Source organism: Ancylomarina sp., assembly GCF_041555295.1.
Lineage (GTDB): Bacteria > Bacteroidota > Bacteroidia > Bacteroidales > Marinifilaceae > Ancylomarina.
The window spans coordinates 25,789-36,456 of sequence record NZ_JBFFKR010000011.1 but is presented as its reverse complement, the minus strand read 5'-3'; the positions used below and the strand labels follow the sequence as shown (position 1 = coordinate 36,456).

The 10,668-nt window shown below is 34.1% G+C and carries 7 protein-coding genes; all 7 read left to right on the top strand.

What is annotated here, in order from left to right; all coding sequences use genetic code 11:
- Positions 1-710: 710 nt before the first annotated feature.
- The 7 genes from ABY905_RS02105 to ABY905_RS02075 all read left to right on the top strand — a co-directional run bounded on the left by ABY905_RS02105 (position 711) and on the right by ABY905_RS02075 (position 9,970).
- Positions 711-968: a lipopolysaccharide assembly LapA domain-containing protein gene (locus ABY905_RS02105; protein WP_372639951.1), complete on the top strand. Its 258-nt coding sequence runs from the start codon at positions 711-713 to the stop codon at positions 966-968.
- 812 nt (positions 969-1,780) lie between these two features.
- Complete coding sequence (locus ABY905_RS02100; protein WP_372639949.1) at positions 1,781-3,283, top strand: OmpA family protein; 1,503 nt, start codon at positions 1,781-1,783, stop codon at positions 3,281-3,283.
- Positions 3,284-3,961: 678 nt separating this feature from the next.
- Positions 3,962-4,903, top strand: a complete 942-nt coding sequence (locus ABY905_RS02095; protein ID WP_372639947.1) for a TRM11 family methyltransferase — start codon at positions 3,962-3,964, stop codon at positions 4,901-4,903.
- A 347-nt stretch (positions 4,904-5,250) separates the two neighbouring features.
- Positions 5,251-5,631, top strand: coding sequence for a hypothetical protein (locus ABY905_RS02090; RefSeq protein ID WP_372639945.1), 381 nt, complete (start codon positions 5,251-5,253; stop codon positions 5,629-5,631).
- A gap of 57 nt (positions 5,632-5,688) precedes the next feature.
- Positions 5,689-6,666: an NAD(P)-dependent alcohol dehydrogenase gene (locus ABY905_RS02085; RefSeq protein ID WP_372639943.1), complete on the top strand. Its 978-nt coding sequence runs from the start codon at positions 5,689-5,691 to the stop codon at positions 6,664-6,666.
- 201 nt (positions 6,667-6,867) lie between these two features.
- Positions 6,868-7,641, top strand: a complete 774-nt coding sequence (locus tag ABY905_RS02080; RefSeq protein WP_372639941.1) for a pyrroline-5-carboxylate reductase family protein — start codon at positions 6,868-6,870, stop codon at positions 7,639-7,641.
- 1,705 nt (positions 7,642-9,346) lie between these two features.
- The gene (locus ABY905_RS02075; protein ID WP_372639939.1) at positions 9,347-9,970 is read left to right on the top strand and encodes a hypothetical protein; all 624 of its coding nucleotides are present in this window, start codon (positions 9,347-9,349) and stop codon (positions 9,968-9,970) included.
- Positions 9,971-10,668 lie beyond the last annotated feature (698 nt).

Below are 10,668 nucleotides of genomic sequence, written 5' to 3'. Positions count from 1 at the left end.
CCCAGGTAGCACCTGATTTATCTAAATCGTATCTCTCGAACAAAGTTCCACTTTTCCATTTTCCAATAATTAACGACTCATCAAAATTGGGTTGAGTTTCTTCGTCTGTAGTACATGAGGTTGAGAAAAGTGCTGCTAAAGCAAGGCTTATAAGGATTAATGCTAACCGTTTCATCTATTTTAAATTTGTTTATGAATACACCTATTTGTTGCTCAAAAATAAACTCCAAAAATAATACTTTATTGTAGTAAATGAATGAAACATGATTTGTTAATTATGAAAATAATGAAATATTTTTTTCTTATAGCCTCCTAAATATTTTTAATTAGCCTATTGGTTTTATTGCTAACAAGGATATTAAGACTAAAAACAGAGAGGAGGGCTTATTTATTAGAATAGGGATGGTTCTAAACTTTTTTTTTCCAATTCCCCTAAGTAGATGCGTTCTATTTTCACATGTCTTTATGTACTTTCCTGTACAAAACATATTATTTGTTAACCGATTTTCATAAATTTGAATAACTAGTTGATTTGCACAAAAGATAATGTGCAATAAAGCTGACCAATACCTGTCATGGAAATATATGACAGGTATTGTGAATACATAAACAAGTTTTAGTCATTGGGTAAGAAACGACTGCTATAAATTAAAATATTAGGAGTAAGCCTAAAATCCTTAAGTGTAGGCATAATTAAATCTTTAAGAGATATGAAAATTATCAAAACTTTAGCTTTGCTTCTGCTGTTTGCAATAGTTTTAACATTTGCATACCAGAACCTTGAAATGGTAAATGTTACTTTTATTAGTTGGAGTATCACTGTCCCTTTTTCCTTAACAATTTTATTATCTTTTATCATTGGAGTATTAATTGGATGTCTGTCCCTATGCTTCGTGGGCAAAAAGAAGAAAATAGATGATGTAAAGCAAATAGAAAACGAATCTGATGAATCTAATGGCTTTTTTTAAATAGGCAAAGATGACCTCAAAGACATAATAGAAAGGTCAAAAAAAGAAGTAAGGGAATGAAGAACCACTGGCTACAATAATGCATGATAAAACATTAGTGGTTCAGTGGTTTAGTGGTTTGCGACAAGTTAGTGCGATATTTTATTCCCGCCAAATCTACGATTTGACTAGGTCGTTTAAAAGATTAAACGTGTGCTTAACCGTAAATTTGGCTCACTGCTAACTAGAGAGGTAAGTACTTCGAAATCACTTACGTTTTATATGCGAGCTTTTGGTTGTAATATAAATACCAAAATATGATTGAAATCTATTGATGAAATTGAATATGTACACGATGTGGTGTATTCTTGCGGGGCAATGATTCATAATGAGGATCTGATCATTTCTTACGCCCTGTCGGATTATGCTTTTACTTATGCGACCGCTATTTTAAGAGAACTTCTGAACGAACTTAAAAACTCCCAATAGGTAGAAAAGATTATTTGGCATTCATTTCTAACATTTTCATTTCAATTATTTATCCAGATTCATGATCCAAAAGTAATACTGTGGTATGTTCATATTGATTGGGAATGTGTGAGTTATGTGATTGTTTATTTAATTGTGTGATGCTTTTCAGTATTTAAGTCTTATATTTAATAGTGAAATGATTTTACATACGATGCTTCAGAGAGGGAATAATAAAAATTCAATAAATATCTATCAAAACACAGTGAATTCGGCAATATTATTTGTTATGGTAACATAGGCATGAATTAGATAAAATTACTAATGCTGAAAGCACTATTTTTTTTAATTTTTAAAATAAAACTATGAAAACTTTTACAAGAAACAAGCTGCTGATTGTAAGCATACTTTTAAGTATGTTTTACACTTCTAATCTATTTTCCCAGGATGCTAAGTCGATAATATTTAATGATGCCAAAAAAGCATATCAAAACGCTATCGACAAACGGGCAGAAATATTATCACCTTCAAATTATAACGACGGATTAAAATATTATGAAAAAGCTAATTCGGCCTATGAAAGCGGTGACAATCTGTCTGATATCAAAGAATATTTGAAGGAAGCTTTTAATTATTTCAAGAAATCTACAAAGGAAATTGATGTAATGGAAGTTCTTTTTGCTGAAACTCTGACTGCAAGAGATGATGCACTTGACGCTGAAGCGGATACATACGAAAAAGAATTGTGGGAGGATGCACAAAATGAATTTAAAGATGCAAGCCACAATTACGAGAGAGGTAATTCAGATAAGGCAAAAGAAAAGGGTAAAGAGGCGTATAGTTTATACCGCAAGGCAGAACTTGCTGCTATTAAATCAAATTTGTTCAATCATGCCAGACAATTAATAGCCAAAGCAGAAGACATGAAAGCCGAAAAATATGCACCCAAAACCCTGGCAAAAGCTAAAAAAAGTCTAAAGGAGGGTCAAGCTGCTTTGGAAACTGAACGTTATGATACAGATAAGCCACGTATGCTTGCAAAAAATGCTGAATACGAAGCAAGCCATACCATTTACCTTGTAAATTATATTAACAAGATTGATGATCAGGATAAGGGAATTGAAGATTTAATCTTAAGGGGTGAATCGTATCTTACACAAATTGGTGATGTTACTGGTATTTCGGTTAGATTTAATGAAGGTAGCAGCGTTGCAGCTGAGAAAATATCGACAAATATTATCATTCTGAAAGACAGTATTTACAAACTTAGCCATAACCTGAATATTTACGAAACAACCAATGCTAACCAAAGAAAGCAAATGGCTGCGATGGGTAGCAAGCAAAAAGAACAAATTTCTGATGCCTCAATGAAACAACAGATGCTGGAAGATCAAATAGCTTATGAAGAAAAGGTTGTTCAGAAATTTGATGAGGTATTTAATATGTTTGATATGAATGAAGCCAATGTGTTTCGTCAGGGGAATGACATAATTTTACGAATGACCGGTTTCAATTTTGATATAGGAAGTGCCGAAGTGAAACCTGAAAATTATCTCTTACTGGGCAAAGTTCAAAATACCATCAACATATTCTCCGAAAGCAAGATTGTTATTCAGGGACATACAGATTCTCAGGGAGGGGATAGTTTGAATTTGGCTTTATCTCAAAAAAGAGCCGATGCTGTAAAATCATATTTAATGGCAAATATGCCGGATTATAACCAGTCAAATATTGCATCTGTTGGATATGGTGAAAGCAAACCTATTGAGAACAATGAAACAAAATACGGTAGGTCAAAAAACAGGCGTATAGATGTTGTAATTAAAGTAAAAAGAGTATTAGATACTGCTAATGCTACAAACTGGTAAAAGTATCAGTAAAGCAAAATAAGAAATGCACATGATTATCGATTCTCTCTAATCATGTACTTATTAAAAGGTACCCTTTAACTGAACATTCGTTAAGGGGTACCTTTTTTTACAACGAGTAAAAATTTAAAGCAAAGATACAAACATTATGAAAAGACAATTACCACTCTTGTTATAGCAACGATTATGGCAGGAGCAATGATCACCATTTGCCAATCCTCAACCGATAAGATGGTTAAAGTCAAACAAGAACTAAACATAGCTATAAACGATTCCGTTCAACAATTTAAAATAGAATCCTTAAAAAAGTACAGCTTGAAATCAGAATCAATCAACCTTGGCTATGTAAACCGAAGGGATTATTAGGGATGCTTGACGGGCTGATTCAAAACCTTTTACCCAATTCCTCAAAATAGATGCGTTCTACTTTACAGGCTCTTATCTACTTTTCAATACAAAATATACTGTTTGTAAAGTAGTTTTCATAAATTGGTCTTTATTAAACGACTTTAGGTTCTCTTTTGAAAGACTTGGCTGGATTCAAGGCGCTAATGCAACTTTTTCATTATTAACAATAATATTATACATTTCATTTGGTGTAAGATAATTTAGACGCTTCTAGGCCTGTCGTTTAATTTTATAGTATCATCTTTGCATTTAAGGTCAAAAAATATGCAGATGAACAAATATATATATTCTTTTAATTGTGACATTACTGAAAGGGAGCTATGCACGCTCGAATCGAAATATATTTTTAATAAGGAAGAGAAGAATAAACTCCTTTTTTCCGATATAAGAGTAGAACCATCAAGTAGTGCTTTCATTAGAAGTAGGCTTGATATTATTTCATTTTCAGAAGATTACTCTACCTTGATAAATGAAATCAAAAAAGAAAATATACGCGTTGAAGGTTTCAAAGTTGAATATTTAGTTTTTGATGGTGATACAACTGAGTATGCTGATAGGCTAAGAAAGTTAAGAGATATAGGCTTCAGTATTGAAGGTGATACTGATTATTATAACCCAACAACAACTTATGCTTTATGCTATTACGAAGGTATCTGGTTTTTTGGTGTTTTGATTAAAAACAATATAGCTTGGCATAAACACAAGCAAAAACCATACTCATTCAGTAACTCAATAAGTGTAAATATTGCCAAAGCTCTTGTCAATATTGCAGCAGAGGCAAACAAAGAGAAAAAGCTACTAGATGCATGTTGTGGTGTTGGCACAATAATGTTAGAAGCCTGTTTTGCAGGAAATAACATTGAGGGCTGCGACATTAACGAGAAGACATGTAATAATGCACGAAAAAATCTTTCTCACTTCAACTACAAGGCAAATATATATCACTCCGATATAAAAGACATTAGCAAAAGGTATGAAGCTGCCATTATCGACCTGCCATATAATTTGTTCACCAGTGCAACTGATACCGATATCTTGCACATTATTGAGTCGACAGCAGAAATCACAGATCGACTTGTTATTGTATCTACCTCAGATATTACAAATTTAATCAGCAACACAGGATTCAGAATATCAGATTATTGCAGCGTTAGTAAAAGAGGAAAGGTCAATTTCGCTAGAAAAATATGGGTTTGTGAAAAGAATGTATAGGTCCTGGAATTTGAAGTGCCGGTGGTGCCCCTCGATAGGACTGTTTTTTTTAGGTATGAAAAGCGGTGTAAGTTGCATTGCGATTTACACATCCGTTTTGGCTAATTTAAAAGTTCTTTATCCCGATATAGTATGACAAAGAAATACACAAAGTGAATAATCAGAATAGCATTGCTAGTCGGAACCATCGTCTCCATGTTCCTTGTGCCATGGATCTTGATCAAGGCGTGGATATTACCACTGTCTGATACAGTTCAATAACAAGCCAATGAAGCCATTGATCATGGATAAGGTTGGGCTATGGTCATTTCCAATTCATTCAGGAAGAAGTTTTAAACCGGCTTAATTTGAAAAATACTTTTAGTTTGCTTAGTGAAGTGAATATAGACGATGTCATGAGTGGCTATCATGTTGAATATCCCTTTGATTTAAAGACTGACAAGCAAGAAATGTTAGCTTCAGTAGAGGATGTGAGTATATTCTTGAGAGCATTAAACGATGGATCATTGTTTAATGAAGGGGAACAAGAGATTTATTCTTCGATCTATGAATACGAGTATAAGGGACTGGTACCTGGCTATCAGAGTATCGCCAAATACCACAAAGACACAGACGCGGTAGCTATTCAATTTACCGGTCCAACTTATTTTGAAGGATACAACTGGAATTTAGCGTATATTGTATATGGACGTATTGTAAAAATAGTGAGTAGGCAAAAAGGCTCATAACTAATGTATAAAAGGCATTAAAACGCCCTTTTTATAACCCTTGGCACATTAGCAATTATGAAAGCATATAATATTAAAAACTATGGAGAGCCTGACAAAGTTCTTAGGCTTATAGAAGCCGAACAACCTGAACCTAAAAATACCGAGGTTCAGATTAAAGTCTGTGCAACAACGATCAATGATTACGATTGGTGTATTACCACCGGAAAGCCTTTTGCTTATCGTCTATTCTTTGGGATATTTAGTCCCAGGAAAAAATTAATGATACCAGGAATGGAGGTAGCAGGAATTGTGGAGAAGGTCGGAAATAAGGCTACAAAGTTTAAATCCGGAGATGCCGTTTACGGTGACATCTCAGAATTCGGATTTGGCAGCTTTGCTGAGTTTCTTTGCATAGATGAGAAAGCACTAGCTCGAAAGCCAGATAGTATGAGTTTTGAAGAGGCAACTAGTATCCCACACGCAGCAATGCTGGCCCTACAAGGTCTGCGGGATATGGGACAGATTAAAGATGGCCAGAAGATATTGATCAATGGCGGTGGTGGCGGTGTTGGTTCATTCGGAATTCAAATAGCAAAACTTTACAACACGAATGTTACAGGGGTCGATACGGGTGAAAAATTAAAAGCGATGGAAAATCAAGGGTTTGACAACGTAATTGACTATAAAAAAGAAGACTTTACTAAGAGTGATCAGCAATATGATCTAATCCTTGATTGCAAGACCAATAGATCGCTCTGGAAATTTTTAAAGGTTCTTAAACCGGAAGGAAAATACGTTTCAATAGGTGGTAGGTCCGGCAATCTGTTGCAGATGCTTTATATGAGTCCGATACCCAAGTTGTTTAGCAAGAAACGTGTGCACATGGTCATGTTAAAAGCTAATAAGGATTTGGAGTACATCAATCAGCTTTACGAGGACAACAAGATAAATTGCGTTATAGATGGTCCTTATACTTTTGACAAAATACCTTGGGCGATTCAACGATTTGGGGATGGGCTACACAATGGTAAAATTGTAATTTCAGTAATCTAACACTGCCGCAACAACGTATATAAAAAATAGGCGAATAATTACAATATCAGGCTTACATCATCCGCCTCAACATATGAGAGAGATTGAAAGTTAGATTGTTAATAATTGCCTACTTTTACTCTACGCTGTATGTAAGTGTGGGGCGCATTGAAAGGGCAGTTAATTGCTAAATGACATCATATTCATCTAACTTTAATCATCATGAAAACAAAATCAATTGGTTTTATTGGAGGAGGGAGAATTACAAAAATTTTCCTTCAGGGGTTTAAGAATAGAAATGTTGAATTTACTTCAATAAAAGTTTGTGATACTAATAAGGATACAATTACCGAATTAAAAGAGTTGTTTCATGAAATAGAAACAACAGATGCACTCGATGAAGTAGCAAAGCAAGACATTGTTTTTATTGCCATTCACCCTCCTGTAATTGGCAAAACCATTATTCAACTTAAAAGCTCAATTAATAATAACACGTTATTAATATCTCTTGCTCCAAAATTCAGTATTGAAAAATTGTCCGAACTGACAGGTACAAAACGAATTGTTCGTATGATACCGAATGCAGCGTCACACATAAATAAAGGTTATAACCCTGTTTGTTTTTCTGATGTTATTGATAATTCCGAGAAAAACTTCATCCTTGATCTGTTAAAGTCATTGGGGAATACTTTTAATACACTGGAAAGTAAACTGGAAGCCTACGCAATTGTTTCAGCCATGTTACCAACATATTTCTGGTTTCAATGGAAAGAAATGGAAAAAATCGCGAATGAAATTGGGTTATCAGAAAAGGAAAGTCAGGAAACAATTTTTGAAACCTTAAAAGCGTCCTTAGAATTAATGTATAATTCTAATATGGATTATAGTGAAGTATCCGACCTGATTCCTGTAAAACCAATCGCACAGAATGAGGTGGATATTAAAAACATATTGAATTCTAACCTAATTTCTTTATTTTATAAAATAAAATCATAGTAAGTATCTTATATGAAACTTTCAAGTCAAAATGTAAACGCTATTTGTAAGCACATTGGCAAGTCGTAAGAGCCATGACTCATTAAAACTTTCTAAAGAGATTGTAAAGCCAACCCTTACGGATTATTACCCAATATGTAACTCTATAGTAGAAACCACTGCTTAAAAAGGTAAATATCTGGGAGTTGAAGAATTTAGGTAATGGTATTTGGAAGGTGCATTTTAGAAACGTATTTTTAGGTTTCTAAAATGAAAATCAATTAAGATCAAAAGAATCATCAACAGGCTTAGAGACTAATTTAGTGTAATTAATCCCGACGAGTCGGGATCAGTAAGACCGTCAATAGACCAAATTTAGCCCACAAAAGCAAAGTCTCCTTATAAATAAAACAGGGATTAAGCTTGTTTAATTCCTGTTTAAATGACTCCTTTTTATGATGAGTGATGTGAAATCTGACATTCACTTTTTTAAAAACGCATTAAATTGATCTCTTTGAGGCTAAAATAAGGACAAAGTTAATTAACAATAAGATAGTTTAACTTTAAGATCATAGCATTTCAATTCTAATAAGCCATGCCTGTGGCTTATTTTGCTTTTTCTTATTTTTACAAACGGTTTAAACTGCCTTTTTACAAGAAAGCTCATGTTTAAAGGCGTTGGCTAATAGTGTATACCTGTTTTGGTGCATTCTAGAGCATGAAAGATCCTCATTTTATAGTGAAAGACTCAGTCTTTCACGTGAAAGGGCAACTCTCGCACGTGAAAATGTCAAGCTCTCATGTTTTTCTTTCATTCTCACATTCGAAAATCTGGAGTTTCACGTGAAAATGTCCAGCTCTCATGATTTTTGATGAGTCTCGCACTTGAAAATGCTCAGAATATTGTGAAAGACTGAGTCTTTCACTGTTTTCTTGAACATTTTCACGCTTTTCTTGGGCTCTTTCACCCAAAAATGTGCTTCAAAACAGTGAAAATTTGACTCCTGCAGCCAAAAATGCAGCCCAAAACCATGAAAAACTTGCCCCCTCTGAGCTAAATGTCTAACATAAGTGTGTGCATTTTTCTTTTAATAAAGATTTTTTCCCCTAATGACTAGGATGCTAAAAATCCACGAGTCGTCAATTATTAATCTAACGATCTTATTGTAAAGCTAATTGTGTATGCTGTTGTTTGTTAGGCTTCTGTTTAATTTCCATCTCAAAAGAATTTATGTTCTCTCTGTTTTTAATTTTGAAAATAGCTATTTTCAAATATGAGAATAAATCTTGTTTAGCATAGTTGATTGTGTTTTATCTCTATAAGCCTTTATTTAGAGTATTTGTTTGATTATCATAATTAATGTAATGAGTTTTTATATTCATTTGTTTTAAATCTGTTTATTTATCCTATATCTTTATTATTGAAAAGCTAAAGCGCATTGAATTAATGGATTGAAGTTGATCTGGTATTGTTTGTTTTTGATCTCTGCTTTTTACAGATCAATCATATTAATTAGCAAAGGCTGGTTTTATTGTATATAAACACAGGCTTGTTAAAGGTTTAGTTCAATAGTCAGAATATGGTTTTATTGTATTCTGAGATACGAAATAGGGTGTCCTTATTAAGAAGCGCATATTTAACAGCATGTATCTGTTTTGTCGGAACTTTTTTTTGTTCTTGTGCTGACCAGGTTTCGCCCTAATGTTTTCATTAATACGAAATATTATGACGGTAATAAGAAAAAGACATGACTTTATCGTTGGTCCAGAGAATGACTATGTTGATAAGGGTTTGGTTTATAAGACCAACATCTTAATCCATAAAGAAACGTTGGATGTAACTGATGAAGAAGTAGCAGAGGATAACAGGTTAATTGATAATGTTATTACTTGCAAGGAATCTAAAGATTTGGCAGTTGCCAACTCAAGTGCTAAAATAGCAGCTCTAGGCGAGGCTCGTGATGTGTTTACACCTTATATACGTTCGCGCCGCTCTAAAATAATGTCTCATCCTAATTATACCAAAGCCATTGGTATCGATTTGGGTTTTGATATTACTTATACGAATCAGGATACTAAGGATATGCAGCCTATGGCTTCAATTAATCTTGAAGGGGGTTACCCGGCTATCAAGATAGCGAAACAAGGTACTAATGGGGTGCGTATTTACTCTCGTAGAAACGGTGAAACAAAATTTACATTTTTAGATGTTTGTAATAGCACCAAGTATATCGATATTCGCCCTAAGCTTGATGATCAACTACCTGAGCTGCGTGAGTATACCTTTTATTATATCATAAAAGGGGTTCAAGTGGGTAAGGAGTCAATTATTTATAAAATCAATTTATAAATATAAAGACGATACAGATACATGCGACTAGGTCAGCTCATTGAACCGGGCTGACTTTTTAATTTTAGAGTGGATCTCAAAATAAATCTTGCGAAGACCCACCCCTTTTTAATTTTGAATTGTTTTAGGATTAGAATTTAGTTAGTCGGTAAAAGGGCAGAAGCCGTAAAGGAATCGTTTGGTGAGGCGTCTCACAAATTTTCATATTAATCTTCTTTGGTCGGATCAGGTTAAATGAAAACTCAAAACGACTTCCTGGCATCTGTCCTTTTGTTTTTTATTCTCATTAATCTGTCATGTCCCGATAACTACCGGGATGACTATAGGCATGAGTTTTCGGTCATTGAGCCTGTCGAAATGCTAAAGGAAGCGAGAGGCTTATGGGGGTTGTTCTGTAGTGAAATACTCACATTTCGACTTCGCTCAATGCCCTTATTTCTTGCGGACTTTCAGACACAGCCCACCTCAAATAACATAGCACCGACATTACTTCTATAATCATATGAAGGATTGATTTATTAAGAGGTCTGATGTTTTTCGGAGGGCCTTGATCTTTTTTGTTCTCACTAATCCGTCATGTCCCGATAACTATCGGCATCTTATAAATGTCAGGTTATGACTTAAACCGATCTTATAATTTTATTGGCTCTATGTCGAGTGAAGTTCGATTTGTTAGACAAAACAGTTTTTTATAGCTG

Bases quoted from the DNA above. Each gene is read 5' to 3' on its own strand.
- ABY905_RS02095 (WP_372639947.1), top strand. From the start codon at position 3,962: ATGAACAAATATATATATTCTTTTAATTGTGACATTACTGAAAGGGAG.
- ABY905_RS02100 (WP_372639949.1), top strand. From the start codon at position 1,781: ATGAAAACTTTTACAAGAAACAAGCTGCTGATTGTAAGCATACTTTTA.
- ABY905_RS02105 (WP_372639951.1), top strand. From the start codon at position 711: ATGAAAATTATCAAAACTTTAGCTTTGCTTCTGCTGTTTGCAATAGTT.
- ABY905_RS02075 (WP_372639939.1), top strand. From the start codon at position 9,347: ATGACGGTAATAAGAAAAAGACATGACTTTATCGTTGGTCCAGAGAAT.
- ABY905_RS02080 (WP_372639941.1), top strand. From the start codon at position 6,868: ATGAAAACAAAATCAATTGGTTTTATTGGAGGAGGGAGAATTACAAAA.
- ABY905_RS02085 (WP_372639943.1), top strand. From the start codon at position 5,689: ATGAAAGCATATAATATTAAAAACTATGGAGAGCCTGACAAAGTTCTT.